Source organism: Mesorhizobium sp. B2-4-7, from assembly GCF_006442685.1.
Classification (GTDB): domain Bacteria; phylum Pseudomonadota; class Alphaproteobacteria; order Rhizobiales; family Rhizobiaceae; genus Mesorhizobium.
This window is the reverse complement of sequence record NZ_VFVH01000003.1, coordinates 254102-268293: the sequence shown is the minus strand read 5'-3', so window position 1 is coordinate 268293 and position 14192 is coordinate 254102. Positions and strand designations below refer to the sequence as shown.

The following is a 14192-nucleotide window of genomic DNA, read 5'->3' as shown; positions in this document are numbered from 1 at the left end:
TTCAAACGCCTCGTCTGCATCCGGACTGCCGGAAGGAATTTTCGCGAACCGATAGAAACTGGCCCGGCTTTTGCTTGTCAAGGCAAACGCTAGCAAAACCCGCTTACCGGAGCGTTATCCCGGAGCAAAATCACGAAAAAGCGGCCCCTGACAGGCAAAAAATCGCGTCAGGAAACAAATTTCACGCTCAAAGCGTGAATCCCTCGCCCAGATAGAGCCGCCGCACGTCGGGATTTGCGACCACTTCATCGGCCCGGCCATGAGTGAGCACCTGGCCGGCATGGATGATGTAGGCGCGGTCGATCAGGCCGAGCGTCTCGCGCACATTGTGATCGGTGATGAGCACGCCGATGCCGCGCGCCGTCAAATGACGCACCAGTTGCTGGATGTCGGCGACGGCAATCGGGTCGATGCCGGCGAAAGGCTCGTCGAGCAGCATGTAGGCCGGGCGCGTGGCCAGCGCACGCGCGATCTCCAGGCGCCGACGTTCGCCGCCGGAAAGCGACATCGACGGCGCCTTGCGCAGATGGCTGATGTGGAACTCCTCGAGCAGTTCGTCGAGGCTGCGCTCGCGCTCCTTGCGGCTCTTTTCGACCACTTCCAGCACGGCGCGAATGTTCTGCTCGACGCTGAGGCCGCGGAAGATCGAGGCCTCCTGCGGCAGATATCCGATGCCCAGACGAGCACGCCGGTACATCGGCATGGAGGTGACATCGAAGCCGTCGATCTCGATCGTGCCCTCGTCCACCGGCACCAGGCCGGTGACCATGTAGAAACAGGTGGTCTTGCCGGCACCGTTCGGACCGAGCAGCCCGACGGCCTCGCCGGCACGCACCCCGAGCGTGACGCCGCTGACCACCTTGCGACCCTTGTAGCTCTTGGTCAGGCCCTTGGCGATCAAGGTTCCCTTGAACTTCGCCTTATCGGCGGTGACCGTGGCCGGAGCCGAAACCTTGCCGGCGGCCCGCCCCGGAAGACGCGCCGTCAGCGACGACAGGCTGGCCATCAGGGGTTCGTCGCTCCCGATTTCGGCGGTGGCGTCATCGACATGATGACACGTCCGCCGCAGCCGTCGACATTGGCGAGGCCAGTCTTCATCTGCACGGTGAGCTTGCAGCCCTTGAGGACATTGGGGCCTTGCGACAGCACCACTTCCTTGCCGGACAGGACCAGCACCTGCGTCTTCATGTCGAAGGTGCCATTGTCACCGGTCGCGATCTGGTCATTCGACTTGATGTAAACTTTTCCGCTGACTTCAAGGTGGTCGATGTTGGCGGAGCCGGTCATCGCCGCTCCCGCTGCTTCCGTCCCCTTTGCGGCCGCGTTCGGGTCCTTGACGTAGTAGACCATCATCTTGCCGGACTTGAGCAGGGTCGGTCCCTGCACGACCGTGACGTTGCCGGTGAACACCGCGACGTTGTCCGCCTGCCGGACCTCCAGCTTGTCGCTCTCGATCTGGATGGGCTTGTCGCCCGACAGTTTAAGCCCGGACGCGCTCTCGGCGCTGGATTGCGCCAGCGCCGGCGCAAGCCCCAGCAAAAGCAGCGCCGAAGCTGCGGCGGCAAGCCGTGTCGAACTAATGAGCCACATTCGCTTCTTCGCCCTTTGCCTCTGCCGCCTTCAGATTGGCGGGATCGATATTGACGCGCACTTTGTTCTCGAACACCAGAACCTTGCCATTGTCCTGCACCGACAAGGAATTCGCGGTGATCTGCGACCCGTCACGGCTGACGTCCACGGGGTCATCCGTCTTCATAGTGCCTTTGCCCATGTCGAGGAAGACCGATTTGAACTTGGCCTGAAGGCCGTCGGTCGTGGCGATCGTGACGTCGCTGGTCAGGTGCATCGTATTGCCTTCGCGATCGTAGGTACCATGCGTGGCTTTGATCGCAGCGACATTGTCGGCCGCGATCGGCACCTTGGCGTCGATGCCGTCGAGTTCGATGATGCCTTGCGTGCTGACGTCCTGTATGGCGCGCAATGCCGTCATGGAATAGGGCAATTTCTGCTTGGTGAAGCCGTTGAGCTTAGGGTTGGCCATCACCAGCTTGCCGTTGGAAAAGGCGGTGCCTTCCGCCTGGACCGCGACGGACACCGGTGCGGCGAGGTAGGAATAGACCGGGAAGGCAATGGCGATCAACGCCGCCAGCACCGGCACGGCGAATTTGAGCACGCGCACCCGGCGCGAATGCCGCCGTGCGCGATCGAACGCGTCCCCCCTCGCCGGGCCGTCCGCCGGGGGAGCCAACTCCGTCTCGGTGCTGCTCGCTTCACTCGTTCGCGCTAACATAACTGCTTTCTTCTAAAACCCCTGCCCCGCCGGGCAACACCGCCTATAGGTGGGACGTCGGCGCTTTCAAGCAAGCACAAGCCGACGAAAACCGCGAAAATGTGACAGTTGCTGTCGTGCAGATCAGAACGGATCAACACCGACAGCCCTGCTTCATAGCAGAAATAGACGTCTGGCGTACATTTTTCGTTACCATCGGCTCTCCCCTTACCTGCCGTTCGTTTCACGGACCAATCACGAAACCGACGTCTTGGCGGACGCTGACGCGCACTTGCCTCGCGTGCGCCGCGCGCGGATTGCCGCGTCCTGCGCAGACGGAATTGCTTCCAGACCGGGACGTCATGGTCTAAAAGCATCTCTTTCCATCGACCGTGAGGCTGACCATGGCATTGAGAGCCGACGACCTGATCGACCGCCGCCGCTTGCGGCGTAAGCTGACCTTCTGGCGCGCTGCGGCCATCGCCATCGTTGCGCTCGGCGTCATTGCGATCTCGGCCTGGTTCTATCGCGACGATTTCGGCGGCTCGGCCGTCGATCATATCGCCAAGGTCAGGATCGAAGGCACCATCACCGAGGACGACGAACTGATCGAGCGGCTGGAAGCCATCCGCAAGTCGCCGAGGGTGAAAGGCGTGATCCTCGCCATCGATTCCCCCGGCGGCACCACCGTCGGCGGTGAATCGATCTATGAGGAGGTGCGCAAGCTCGCCGCCGACAAGCCTGTCGCGGCCGAGGTCGGCACGCTCGCCGCGTCGGCCGGCTACATGATCGCGAGCGCCACCGATCACATCGTCGCCCGCAAGACCTCGATCGTCGGATCGATCGGCGTGCTGATCCAGTATCCTGATGTCAGCGGCCTGATGGACAAGCTCGGCGTCAAGCTGGAGGAAGTGAAATCCTCGCCGCTCAAGGCCTCGCCCTCGCCTTTCAAGCCGACCAACGACGACGAGCGCGCCATGGTCCGCAAGCTCATCCTCGACAGCTACGACTGGTTCGTCGGCATCGTCGCCGAACGCCGCAAGATGACCCGCGAGCAAGCGCTGGCGCTCGCCGACGGATCGATCTTCACCGGTCGCCAAGGGGTCTCCAACGGCCTGATCGACGCCGTCGGCGGCGAGACCGAGGCGATCGACTGGCTGGCGACCAAGGGCGTCGACTCGAAACTCAAGGTGGTCGAATGGAAGGACACGGAGCGGCGCGGCGGCTTCCTGTTGTCCAAAGCGATGGTGAGAACGATCGCCGGCGCGCTCGGCCTGCCGGACTACAGCGGCGATATCATCCATGAACTTGGCGCCGACCGCTTGTTTCTTGACGGTCTCGTTTCCGTCTGGCACCCTTGAGACGCCGTTTGGGGTGGATGAAAAAGCAAACAAAATCATCCTCATAATTTCGACCGCACCGATTTCAGGGGACCCGTCCGATGATCAAGTCCGAACTTGTGCAGATTATTGCCACGCGCAATCCGCATCTTTTCCTGCGCGACGTTGAAAACATCGTCGGCGCGATTTTCGACGAGATCACCGACGCGCTCGCCGAAGGCAACCGGGTCGAATTGCGTGGCTTCGGTGCCTTTTCGGTGAAAAATCGCCCCGCCCGCACCGGCCGCAACCCGCGCACCGGTGAATCCGTCGAGGTCGAGGAGAAATGGGTGCCTTTCTTCAAGACCGGCAAGGAACTGCGCGAAAGGCTGAATGGCGGAAAGTAGGCGCGACGCCAGACCGGCCCTTCCCGGGAGGCCGGTTTCCGACGGAAAACATCATGCTCAATCGCTTCATGCTCATCGTGGTCTTCGTGCCCCTGGCGGTCATCCTGATCGCGCTGGCCGTCGCCAATCGCGAACTCGTCGCCTTCACGCTGGATCCGTTCAATCCCGGCAATCCGGCGCTGACGCTCACTTTGCCGCTGTTCATCTTCCTGTTCCTGGCCCTCGCCGTCGGCATGGTCGTCGGCAGCCTGGCGACCTGGGTCAAGCAGGGACGCTACCGCAAGCTGGCGCGCCAGCGCGGCGTCGAGGCCGAGAACCTGCGCCAGGCGATCGGCCGCACCCCGTCGACACCGCAGGGACCGGTGCTGCCGAAGCCGACCAACTGACCGCCGCACGGCGCTGTGGGCCCTCTCGGGCCCGCGATTTTCTTCACGGAGTTTCCCATGCTGACCATTTCGGCCGCAGAGGTCGACCAGGCGTTGACCTTCCCAGGGCTGGTGGAGACGCTGCGCGGGGCTTTCCGTGACGGCGCGGTGCAACCTGTCCGGCACCATCACACGGTCGAACGGCCGGACGGTGCGGCCTCGACCTTGCTGCTGATGCCGGCCTGGACCGACTTCAACGCAGCCGGCATCTCGGCCGGGGGGCATATCGGCGTCAAGATCGTTACCGTCTCGCCCGACAACAATGCCATCGGCAAACCGGCAGTGATGGGGGTCTATCTCCTGCTCAACGGCGCCACCGGCGAACCGGAGGCCCTGATCGACGGCCAGCGGCTGACGCAATGGCGCACGGCCTGCGCCTCGGCGCTCGCCGCATCCTATCTGGCGCGCGAAGACGCTTCCCGGCTGCTGGTGATCGGGGCCGGTGCGCTGTCGCCATTCCTCGCCAAGGCGCATTGCGCCGTGCGGCCGATCAGGACCATCCGCATCTGGAATCGCACCTTGGACAACGCCGAGAAGGTCGCCGCCGGACTGCGCGCCGAGGGCTTCGCGGCGAGCGCAGCGGCCGATCTCGATGCCGAGCTCGGCCAGGCCGATATCGTCTCGTCGGCGACGATCGCCACCGATCCGCTGATCAAGGGCGCCCGCCTGAAGCCGGGAAGCCATGTCGACATGGTCGGCGGCTTCACCCCGACAATGCGCGAAAGCGACGACGAGGCGATAGGGCGCGCCCGCGTCTATGTCGACACCCGCGCCGGCGCCACCAAGGAAGCGGGCGACATCGTCATACCGCTCGCTTCGGGCGTGTTGAAACCGGAAGCCATCATAGCCGACTTGCACGAGCTGGCGCGCGGTCAAAAGCAAGGGCGCCGGAGCGCCGACGAGATCACGCTGTTCAAGTCGGTCGGCGCCGCGCTCGAGGACCTTGCCGCCGGCATTGCCGTCTACAAGGCGCTCCGGACCTAGCTTACTGTCCCGGCTGCTTTAGCGCCCATTGCTTCGGCGATTACGGCGAAATCGGCCGCGCTTACCGAGAACAGGCCGAAGCGCAGTTGATACCCCCAATTCGGCTTGCCGGCCGTGAAGTCCAGCCTGTCGAGCAATGGCTTGATCGGCGCTTCCCCGGCCGCCGCCCAGTCGACGTCGCGGCGAAAGGGCGTGAAGCCGCCGCCCATGTCGCCTTGATAGGGTTCTCCCTCCCGCACCGTGCCGATCGCCGTGAACGCCCGCAGCCCGCCTTTCTCGCCCAAAATCGTTGTCGGCGAATAATAAACAATGCCGTCCCCGGGCTGGACCCGCCGCAGCGGCGCCGCCTTGCCGTGGTTGACCTGCATGAAGCCGCCCTCGCGGCCGCGCCGGACGTGCTGCGCCGACGCCACCGCGATCCAAGACGCGCTCATTCCTGCTCCCCGTCTGCCTGCTGCCCGTCCGACAGCCAGTAGACCCGCAGGCGATGGTTGTCGGGATCGAGCGCAACGAAGGTGCGGCCGAAATCCATGTCGGTCGGCGCCTGCAGGATCTTCAGCCCACGTCCGGACCAGTCGGCCTGGGCGGCATCGACTGCCTCGGGCGTATCCAGGGCAAAGACGATCTCGGCGCCGCCACGGGTCGCTGCCGCCGCCGGTTCCACCGTATGCCTCGACCAGAGACCGAGTTTGAAACCGTTGTCGAGCACGAACAGCACGAATGTCGGCGCGCTTTCGACCGGCTCGCGGCCGAGCAGCGCGCTGTAGAAGGCGCCGCTACGCTGCGGCTGGTCGACGTAGAGGATGACGAAATTGGGGGTGACCATGACTGTTCTCCAGGGGTTTCGACCGGGACAGACATAAAGCGCATCACTGTCAGATTCTGGCAGTATCCGTCACGAAAGGCGCCCTGGACAGCTTACACACCGCTAACGCCGTGGGATGTCGAGCGTTGCCCGCCATTCCTTCAGCAGCGCCTGACGGCGGCGCGGATAGCGCAGATCCGTCGTCTTGAGCTCGGCTATGCGGTCGGTGCGAAAATGCCGGAAATCCTGCCGCATTTCGCACCACGCCACCACGACCCGCACCTTGTCGAAGAAGCCAAGCGCGAACGGCCACACCACGCGCCGCGACCCCGCGCCGCTGGCATCGCGATAGAAAAAGTCCAGCTTGCGCTCGTTACGGATCGCCTGCCGCACCAGGCCGAGATCGATGCTTTCAACAGTCGGGGCGGGCGGCCCGACCAGCAGTGTGGTGGCGTCGAGATCCTCGCGCAGATCATCAGGCAGCACCGACGCGATCTTGGCAAGCGCGTTGACGGCCGCTGACGAAAGCCGCGAATCCGGCTGCTTGGCGACCCAGCGCGAACCGAGCACAATTGCCTCGATCTCCTCGTCGCTGAACGTCAACGGCGGCAGCATGAATCCGGGCTTCAGCACATAGCCGAGCCCCGCCTCGCCCTCGATCGGCGCCCCCTGGCCCTGCAGCGTTGCGATGTCCCGGTAAAGCGTGCGAATTGAAATCCCGAGTTCGTCGGCGAGCGACTGCCCGCTCACCGGCATGCGATGCCGGCGCAATGTCTGGATCAGGTCGAGCAGGCGTTCGGAGCGGGACATATCGAAGATTTGCCTGTTTCTTTGACATTGGTCCATCGCAAGCCGACATGACCAGGCGACGCTTGCGCGGCGGACTTGGTTGCGAAGCCGGTTGCCCTATGTCAAAAGCGGCCACGCCTCGGAGATGCTCCTGCTTGAAATCTTTTCGCGACAAACGCCGCGACAGCCGTCCGCCCGCAAAAAGCGGTGCGCAACGGGTGCGTCCGCATGAAGGCCGTGGAACGGCCAGGCCGCAGGAGCGGCCCGAGGCCAGGGCCGACGAGCGCCCGGAACCGAAGTCGGCGCCCCGCATCCTGGCCCGTCGCGACGGCGCTCTTCCGGCCGAACAGCTTCCGCTGATCCTCGAAGTGGCACCCAATGCCGATTATGCGCTGCTCGACAGCGGCGCCGGCCAGAAGCTCGAACAATACGGTCCTTATCGGATCGTCCGCCCCGAGGGCCAGGCGATCTGGCAGAAGGCGCTACCGGCAAGGGAATGGGACCGCGCCGACGCTGTCTTCACCGGCGATACCGACGAGGAAGGCATTGGCCGCTGGCGCTTCCCCGGGACGCCGCTCGGCGAGACCTGGCCTATGAAGCACGACGGCATCGACTATCTCGGCCGCTTCACCTCGTTTCGCCACGTCGGCGTGTTTCCCGAGCAGGCCTCGCACTGGGATCACATGGCCGGACTGATCGCGGCGGCCAGGCGGCCGGTCAAGGTGCTCAACCTGTTCGGCTATACCGGCCTTGCCTCGCTGGTGGCGGCGCGCGCCGGCGCCGAGGTCACTCATGTCGATGCCTCGAAAAAGGCGATCGGCTGGGCCCGCGAAAACCAGGAGATGGCCGGGCTTGGCAACAAGCCGATCCGCTGGATCGTCGAAGACGCGGTGAAATTCGCCGAGCGCGAGGAGCGCCGCGGCAGCCGCTATGACATCGTTCTGTTCGACCCGCCCGCCTATGGCCGCGGCCCCAAGGGCGAGGTCTGGCAGTTGTTCGAGGACCTGCCGGCATTGACCGATCTCTGCCGATCGATCCTGACCCCGAAACCGCTTGCCGTGGTGCTGACCGCTTATTCGATCCGCGCCTCCTTCTTCGCCATCCATGCCCTCATGCGCGACACCTTTGCCGGCATGGGCGGCAGGGTTGAATCGGGCGAATTGATCATCCGCGAAAAATCGGCGGGCCGCGCGCTGTCGACCTCGCTGTTCTCGCGCTGGGTGGCCTGATGAGTGGATATGACGGCGCCCGTCCGGTCGGGCAGGTGAAAGAGGTCACCAGCCTCGCCAATCCGCTGGTCAAGGACATCAAGGCGCTGGCCTTGAAAAAATTCCGCGACCAGCAGAACGCCTTCATGGCCGAGGGACTGAAGCTGGTCATCGATGCGCTCGACCTCGGCTGGCATATCAGGACCCTGGTCTTCGCCAAGGCCGGACGCGGCAACGCGGCGGTGGAGAAGGTCGCTGCGCGCACGGTGGCTTCCGGCGGCACGGTGCTTGAAGTCTCGGAAAAAGTGCTTGTCGCCATAACCCGCCGCGACAATCCGCAAATGGTGATCGGCGTTTTCTCGCAGAAATTCCTGGCCCTGAAGGATATCCGCGCCGACAATGGCGATGTCTGGGTGGCGCTCGACCGGGTGCGTGATCCCGGCAATCTCGGCACCGTCATCCGCACGGTGGACGCCGTAGGCGCGAAGGGCGTGATCCTGGTCGGAGACACCACCGATCCCTTTTCGGTGGAGACGGTGCGCGCCACCATGGGCTCTATCTTCGCCGTTCCGGTGGCCAAGGCGACGACCGAGGCATTCCTCGCCTGGCGCGGCGGGTTTTCGGGTCTCGTCGCCGGCACACACCTCAAAGGCGCGGTCGACTACCGCTCGGTCGATTTTTCCCGGGGGCCGGTGCTGCTGATGATGGGCAATGAGCAGCAAGGCCTGCCCGAAAGCCTGGCGGCGAGTTGCGACAGGCTGCTCAGGATTCCGCAGGCAGGGCGTGCCGATTCGCTCAATCTTGCCGTCGCCACCGGCGTCATGCTGTTCGAGATCCGCCGCGGCGCGCTGAAACTGGACCCTATGGTGGATTCGCAATGAGGGTTGCCCAATCGTGAAATCATGGTCTCCCTATGCGCTGCTGGTCGTCGCGGCCATCGCGCTCGACCAGTGGATAAAACATTTGGTCGAGATCGGCCTTCCCTTTCAGGAAAAGCTCGATCTCCTGCCCTTCCTGGCGCTGTTTCGCACCTATAATACCGGCATCGCCTTCTCGATGTTCTCATCCTTCGGCGATACCGGGCTGGTGATCATCGCCGTTCTCGTCGTCGCCTTCGTGCTCTATCTGGCCACGCACACGCCAGCGGGCCATGTTATTGCCCGCACCGGCTTTGCCCTGATCATCGGTGGCGCGCTCGGCAATCTGATCGACCGCGCCGTCTACGGCCACGTCATCGACTACATCCTGTTCCACACTCCGGTCTGGTCCTTCGCCGTGTTCAATCTCGCCGATGCCTTCATTTCGGTCGGCGCCGCGCTGGTCGTGCTTGACGAAGTTTTGGGCTGGCGGCGCCAGCCCAAGCCCCAGGGTCCCGACGCCTGACCGATTGACCCGGCGCGGCCGCCGCAGCAGAGTCCAAACGTCGATAGATCGAGGAGAGAAAAATGCCCGAAACCTTCAAAGCCATCCTCGTTTCGCGCGACGCCGAAAAGAAACAGTCGGTGGCGGTGACCGACCTCACCGAAGCCGATCTCATGGACGGTGACGTCACCGTCGCAGTCGAAGCGACGACGGTGAACTACAAGGATGGGCTCGCAATATCAGGCAAGGCGCCGGTCATTCGCCGCTGGCCCTTGGTGCCAGGCATCGATTTCGCCGGAACGGTCTTATCCTCTTCCCATCCCGACTGGCGCAAGGGAGACAAGGTCATCCTGAACGGCTGGGGTGTCGGCGAGACGCATTTTGGCGCCTATGCCGGGCGCGCCCGCGTCAACGGCGACTGGCTGGTGCCGCTCCCCGACGGCATCAGCGCGCATGACGCGATGGCGGTCGGCACCGCCGGCTATACCGCAATGCTGTGCGTCATGGCACTGGAGCGGCACGGCATCGTGCCCGATCGCGGGCCCGTGGTGGTGACGGGCGCGGCCGGCGGCGTCGGCTCGGTCGCGGTCTCCATCCTGTCCAGCCTGGGCTATCACGTCATTGCCTCGACAGGGCGCAATGCCGAAAGCCCGTATCTCATCGATCTTGGCGCCGCGGAGGTGATATCGCGCGACGAACTCAGCCAGCCGACCAAGCCGCTCGCCAAGGAGCGTTGGGCGGGCGGCATCGATTCCGTCGGCAGCCACACACTGGCCAATGTGCTCTCTATGACCTCCTATGGCGGTGCCGTCGCGGCCTGCGGCCTGGCCGGCGGCATGGACCTGCCGTCGAGCGTGGCACCTTTCATCCTGCGCGGCGTTTCGCTGCTCGGCATCGATTCGGTGATGGCGCCGAAACCGGTGCGGCTCGAGGCCTGGCGCCGCATCGGCGCCGACCTGGATCTGCGCAAGCTCGCCAGCCTGTCCACGACCATCGGCTTCGACAACATCATCGACGCCGCGCGCGACATCGTCGACGGCAAGATCCGCGGCCGCGTCGTCGTCGACATGCAGTGAGTTCGCCGGGGTAAAACAACCTATCCGCTAAAATTCGAACGATCCCCCGCAGGCTTCCATAATTTCTGTCCGGTAGGATTTTCGCATGGTCGCGGAATCCGGCATCCAGGAAGTGGAGACTGGCGAAGACGTCGATGCGGTACCTCCGCCGGCGTCGGCGCGGCGGTTCGTCGCCGCACCGCCGCTGGCGCCTGAGCCGCAACAGGCCAGGAATGAGCCGCGATTGGCCGGCCGCGAAGGCTTGCCGCTGCTGACCTTCGTCGCCATCATCATGCTGGCGGGGCTGACGCACCTGACCGGCGCGCCGATCTTCATCAGCCTCGCTTTGCTGGCGACCGGCCTTGCCGGCTTCGGCCTGCACCTGCGCGCCAGAAGGAACGAATACCGCACCGCCGCGCTGCTTGATGAAACCACGGCTCGCAGCCGTGCCGAGATCGAGACGCTGGCCGATCGCATGTGGGAGATGCAGGAGAGCGAAGAGCGCTTTCGCGGCCTGATCGACGCGCTTGGCGATCTCGTCATTCATCGCGACCGCGACGGCTATATCGTCTATGCCAACAAGGTGTTCGCCGATCTCGTCGACGTCGACCAGCGCGACCTCGCCGGCAAGACCCTGGCGGAACTTGGCATCGAAGTCGGTATCGTTCCCGACGCCGCCTTTTCCGACCATGAATGCCTGAGTTCCACCGACGTCGCCATCCGCACCCCTGGCGGTTCGCGCTGGTTCTCGTGGATCGAACTGTCGGTGCGCGACAAGGACAGCGGTTCTGTCTCGCATCGCGCCATCGCCCGCGACATCACCGCCCGCAAGCGTGCCGAATCCTCGCTGATCACCGCGCGCGAGCGGGCCGAATACGCAAGCCAGGCCAAATCGCGCTTCCTCGCCACCGTCAGCCATGAAATCCGCACGCCGATGAACGGCATCATGGGCATGGCCAGGCTGTTGGCCGATACCAGCCTGTCGCCGGAGCAGCAGACCTATGTCGGCGCCATTTCGACCTCGGCCAGCGCGCTGCTGGCCCTCATCGAGGACCTGCTCGACTATTCCAAGATCGAGGCGGGACGCTTCGATCCCGAACCGCAGCCAATGTCGGTGCGCGAGATCGCCGACAACGTTGTCGAGCTCCTCGCCGCGCGCGCCTTCTCCAAGGATATCGGCCTCGGCTGCCATGTCGAGCCCGACGTGCCGCAATTGATCACCGCAGATCCGGGCCGGGTCAGGCAGGTGCTGCTCAACCTGATCGGCAACGCCATCAAGTTCACCGACAGCGGCGGGGTGCTGGTGAGTATAGCGCGCGCCCGCACTGAAACCACCGACCGCATATGCTTCACCATCGCGGATACCGGGCCAGGCCTGCATGAAGACGACATGGAGCGCATTTTCGAGGAGTTCGAGCAGGCCGACGGCACCTCGACGCGCGCGCATGGCGGAGCCGGTCTCGGTCTTGCCATCTCCAAGCGCCTGGTGACCGCCATGGGCGGCACGATTTCCGTCTCCAGCCGGTTGGGTCAGGGTTCGGAATTCGTCTTCGATATCCCGGCCATCTCCGCGAGCGAGCCACCACCGGGCCGGATGGACGCGCTTCAGGGCAGGCACGCGGTAATCCTGTCGAGAAATATCGTCGAGGCCGACGCCATCGCCCGCAGCATCCGCGCCAACGGCGGCGCGGTCGATATCGCCACCACCGTGGCGCAGGCGGCATCGTTCTCCGGCGATTGCGACGTGCTGCTGGTCGACGCGGCCATGGAAGAGGGCGACGGAAGACTGCTCAAGCGGCTGCGCCAAAGCGGTTTTTCCGATTGCGAAGCCATCACGCTGATCGCCCCGACCGATCGCGGCATGCTCGGCGAGTTCCGCGCCAGCGGCTACGCGACCTTCCTCGCCAGACCGGTGCGAGGCGGAACACTTTTGCGTGTGCTTCTGAGCAGTCATGCGCCGGCGCTTGCCCCGACACGGCCGGAAAAGCCCCACCCGCCGGCGCTTCGCGCCGCCAGTGATCGCCAGCGTGGCCTGTCGGTGCTGATCGCCGAGGACAATGACATCAACGCCATGCTCGCTCGCGCCACGCTGCTGAAGGCCGGTCATCGCGTCAAGGTTGTCGGCAACGGCAAGGCGGCGGTCGAGGCCGTTACCGGTGCCGGACACAAACACCGCTTCGACGTGGTGCTGATGGACCTGCACATGCCGGTGATGGATGGGATGGACGCCATCGCCGCCATCCGCCGCCATGAGGAGGAGACGGCCGTGCCGCCAGTGCCCATCATGGTGCTGTCGGCCGACAGCCAGGAAAAGACCCGCCATGCGGTGCTCGCCCACGGCGCCAGCGGCTTTGTCACCAAGCCGCTCGACCCCGATGCACTGGTCGACGCCATCGAGGGGCAGGTCGCCGCCTGAGACTTTTTTTCTTCAATCTCCTGCCGAGCGGCGCCACCTTGCTTTTGCATAACGTAGCCGGTTGACCGTATTCGCCAGCCGACGAAGTATTGCCCGCGACGCCGTATCACGGTACTGTCACAATCCTGTTGCACCTACACCGTATCCCCGTGCCAAGAGGGATGGCTCGAAGGAGAATCACTCGTGCATACAGTTATGCCGGAATGTGACACTCGGCCGAACGCCGGCGGCGCCTTGCTTGCCGGGCGCAATGTCGATTCCGTCACAAAGGGCGCAGCGCTCGGCCGTATCGGCAACCTCGAAGTGCGGCTGGCCCGCAACGAGGCCGAGATCGCGGCCGCGCAGGAAGTGCGCTACCGGGTATTCTACGACGAGCTTGGCGCCAGGAAGAACCTGTTTCAGGTGCAGGACCGCCGTGATGCCGACCGCTTCGATCCGCACTGCGATCACCTGCTCGTCTTCGATACCTCGCTTTCCGGCCCCGAACATCGCCGCATCGTCGGGACCTACCGGCTGCTGCGGCAAGAAATCGCTGCGGCCGCCGGCGGCTTCTATTCCGAAGGCGAGTTCGAGCTGACCAAGCTCATCGCCCGTCACCCCGGCCAGCGCTTTCTCGAGCTCGGCCGCTCCTGCGTCTTGCCGGAATACCGTTCGAAGCGCACCATCGAGGCATTGTGGCAAGGCATCTGGGCCTACATCAACCACTACGGCATTGGCGTGATGACCGGCTGTGCGTCTTTCCAGGGCACGGTGCCGGCGGCCCATGCCGAGGCGCTCACCTATCTGGCGCATCACTGCCGCACGAATTCGGCCTGGGACGTGCGCGCCGTCGCCGGGCGCTATTGTTCCATGGACCTGATGCCGATCGAGGCGGTCAATGCCAAGGCAGCGATCGCTGCGATGCCGCCCTTGGTCAAGGGCTATCTCAGGGTCGGCGCCCGCATCGGCGACGGCTGCGTCATCGATCGTGAATTCTCGACGGTCGATGTGTTCGTGGTGATGCCGGTCAAGGAGATCGGCGCCCGCTACGTCAATTATTACGGCGGGGAAGCGCAGCGTTTTGCTGCGTGAGTAGTAGTCGGTAGTCAGTAGTCAGTAGTCAGTAGTGAAGACATCATAGTTTACATCTACTGATTAACCCTACTCACTACTC

Annotated in this window: 16 protein-coding genes; 10 read left to right on the top strand and 6 right to left on the bottom strand. The window is 64.2% G+C overall.

Annotated elements, in window-relative coordinates; all coding sequences use genetic code 11:
* Positions 1 to 187: 187 nt before the first annotated feature.
* From lptB to lptC, 3 genes are read right to left on the bottom strand one after another with little or no spacing between them, the layout of a single operon-like run.
* Positions 188 to 1006 (bottom strand): LPS export ABC transporter ATP-binding protein, encoded by an 819-nt coding sequence (gene lptB, locus FJ946_RS11410; protein ID WP_140500202.1) that lies wholly within the window; start codon positions 1004 to 1006, stop codon positions 188 to 190.
* A complete protein-coding gene (locus FJ946_RS11405; RefSeq protein WP_140566097.1) occupies positions 1006 to 1590 on the bottom strand; it encodes an LptA/OstA family protein in 585 nt (194 codons plus the stop codon). The genes lptB and FJ946_RS11405 overlap by 1 nt, the downstream gene beginning before the upstream one ends.
* A complete protein-coding gene (lptC, locus tag FJ946_RS11400; protein ID WP_140513755.1) occupies positions 1577 to 2290 on the bottom strand; it encodes an LPS export ABC transporter periplasmic protein LptC in 714 nt (237 codons plus the stop codon). Before lptC ends, FJ946_RS11405 begins: the two co-directional genes overlap by 14 nt.
* 383 nt (positions 2291 to 2673) lie before the next feature.
* Between lptC and sppA the strand changes: the two genes are divergently transcribed.
* From sppA to FJ946_RS11380, 4 genes are all read left to right on the top strand, one after another.
* Positions 2674 to 3630, top strand: a complete 957-nt coding sequence (gene sppA, locus FJ946_RS11395; RefSeq protein ID WP_140566094.1) for a signal peptide peptidase SppA — start codon at positions 2674 to 2676, stop codon at positions 3628 to 3630.
* Between the two features lie 80 nt (positions 3631 to 3710).
* Positions 3711 to 3995, top strand: a complete 285-nt coding sequence (locus FJ946_RS11390) for an integration host factor subunit beta (RefSeq protein WP_006200394.1) — start codon at positions 3711 to 3713, stop codon at positions 3993 to 3995.
* Between the two features lie 53 nt (positions 3996 to 4048).
* Positions 4049 to 4381, top strand: coding sequence for a DUF1049 domain-containing protein (locus FJ946_RS11385; RefSeq protein ID WP_140522516.1), 333 nt, complete (start codon positions 4049 to 4051; stop codon positions 4379 to 4381).
* Between the two features lie 57 nt (positions 4382 to 4438).
* Complete coding sequence (locus FJ946_RS11380; RefSeq protein WP_140566092.1) at positions 4439 to 5404, top strand: ornithine cyclodeaminase family protein; 966 nt, start codon at positions 4439 to 4441, stop codon at positions 5402 to 5404.
* Here the strand turns inward: FJ946_RS11380 and FJ946_RS11375 are convergent.
* From FJ946_RS11375 to FJ946_RS11365, 3 genes are all read right to left on the bottom strand, one after another.
* Positions 5401 to 5838: an EVE domain-containing protein gene (locus FJ946_RS11375; RefSeq protein ID WP_140566089.1), complete on the bottom strand. Its 438-nt coding sequence runs from the start codon at positions 5836 to 5838 to the stop codon at positions 5401 to 5403. The genes FJ946_RS11380 and FJ946_RS11375 overlap by 4 nt on opposite strands.
* Entirely contained in the window at positions 5835 to 6230 is a 396-nt protein-coding gene (locus FJ946_RS11370; RefSeq protein ID WP_140566087.1) for a VOC family protein, read from the bottom strand. Before FJ946_RS11370 ends, FJ946_RS11375 begins: the two co-directional genes overlap by 4 nt.
* A 102-nt stretch (positions 6231 to 6332) precedes the next feature.
* Complete coding sequence (locus FJ946_RS11365) at positions 6333 to 7019, bottom strand: YafY family protein (protein WP_140566084.1); 687 nt, start codon at positions 7017 to 7019, stop codon at positions 6333 to 6335.
* A gap of 134 nt (positions 7020 to 7153) precedes the next feature.
* On the opposite strand from FJ946_RS11365, the gene FJ946_RS11360 reads away from it, so the two are divergent.
* The 6 genes from FJ946_RS11360 (at position 7154) to FJ946_RS11335 (ending at position 14110) form a co-directional block, all read left to right on the top strand.
* Positions 7154 to 8227, top strand: a complete 1074-nt coding sequence (locus tag FJ946_RS11360) for a class I SAM-dependent rRNA methyltransferase (protein ID WP_140566082.1) — start codon at positions 7154 to 7156, stop codon at positions 8225 to 8227.
* Positions 8227 to 9087, top strand: a complete 861-nt coding sequence (locus FJ946_RS11355; RefSeq protein ID WP_140566078.1) for an RNA methyltransferase — start codon at positions 8227 to 8229, stop codon at positions 9085 to 9087. The genes FJ946_RS11360 and FJ946_RS11355 overlap by 1 nt, the downstream gene beginning before the upstream one ends.
* Before the next feature lie 13 nt (positions 9088 to 9100).
* Entirely contained in the window at positions 9101 to 9589 is a 489-nt protein-coding gene (lspA, locus tag FJ946_RS11350; RefSeq protein ID WP_140500223.1) for a signal peptidase II, read from the top strand.
* A 62-nt stretch (positions 9590 to 9651) separates the two neighbouring features.
* Complete coding sequence (locus FJ946_RS11345; protein WP_140500225.1) at positions 9652 to 10644, top strand: MDR family oxidoreductase; 993 nt, start codon at positions 9652 to 9654, stop codon at positions 10642 to 10644.
* Positions 10645 to 10729: 85 nt separating this feature from the next.
* Positions 10730 to 13039: a PAS domain-containing hybrid sensor histidine kinase/response regulator gene (locus FJ946_RS11340; protein ID WP_140566074.1), complete on the top strand. Its 2310-nt coding sequence runs from the start codon at positions 10730 to 10732 to the stop codon at positions 13037 to 13039.
* Between the two features lie 183 nt (positions 13040 to 13222).
* Entirely contained in the window at positions 13223 to 14110 is an 888-nt protein-coding gene (locus FJ946_RS11335; protein WP_140500229.1) for a GNAT family N-acetyltransferase, read from the top strand.
* The last annotated feature ends 82 nt before the right edge of the window (positions 14111 to 14192 follow it).

Bases quoted from the DNA above. Each gene is read 5' to 3' on its own strand.
- lptB (WP_140500202.1), bottom strand. From the start codon at position 1,006: ATGGCCAGCCTGTCGTCGCTGACGGCGCGTCTTCCGGGGCGGGCCGCC.
- FJ946_RS11405 (WP_140566097.1), bottom strand. From the start codon at position 1,590: ATGTGGCTCATTAGTTCGACACGGCTTGCCGCCGCAGCTTCGGCGCTG.
- lptC (WP_140513755.1), bottom strand. From the start codon at position 2,290: ATGTTAGCGCGAACGAGTGAAGCGAGCAGCACCGAGACGGAGTTGGCT.
- sppA (WP_140566094.1), top strand. From the start codon at position 2,674: ATGGCATTGAGAGCCGACGACCTGATCGACCGCCGCCGCTTGCGGCGT.
- FJ946_RS11390 (WP_006200394.1), top strand. From the start codon at position 3,711: ATGATCAAGTCCGAACTTGTGCAGATTATTGCCACGCGCAATCCGCAT.
- FJ946_RS11385 (WP_140522516.1), top strand. From the start codon at position 4,049: ATGCTCAATCGCTTCATGCTCATCGTGGTCTTCGTGCCCCTGGCGGTC.
- FJ946_RS11380 (WP_140566092.1), top strand. From the start codon at position 4,439: ATGCTGACCATTTCGGCCGCAGAGGTCGACCAGGCGTTGACCTTCCCA.
- FJ946_RS11375 (WP_140566089.1), bottom strand. From the start codon at position 5,838: ATGAGCGCGTCTTGGATCGCGGTGGCGTCGGCGCAGCACGTCCGGCGC.
- FJ946_RS11370 (WP_140566087.1), bottom strand. From the start codon at position 6,230: ATGGTCACCCCCAATTTCGTCATCCTCTACGTCGACCAGCCGCAGCGT.
- FJ946_RS11365 (WP_140566084.1), bottom strand. From the start codon at position 7,019: ATGTCCCGCTCCGAACGCCTGCTCGACCTGATCCAGACATTGCGCCGG.
- FJ946_RS11355 (WP_140566078.1), top strand. From the start codon at position 8,227: ATGAGTGGATATGACGGCGCCCGTCCGGTCGGGCAGGTGAAAGAGGTC.
- FJ946_RS11345 (WP_140500225.1), top strand. From the start codon at position 9,652: ATGCCCGAAACCTTCAAAGCCATCCTCGTTTCGCGCGACGCCGAAAAG.
- FJ946_RS11340 (WP_140566074.1), top strand. From the start codon at position 10,730: ATGGTCGCGGAATCCGGCATCCAGGAAGTGGAGACTGGCGAAGACGTC.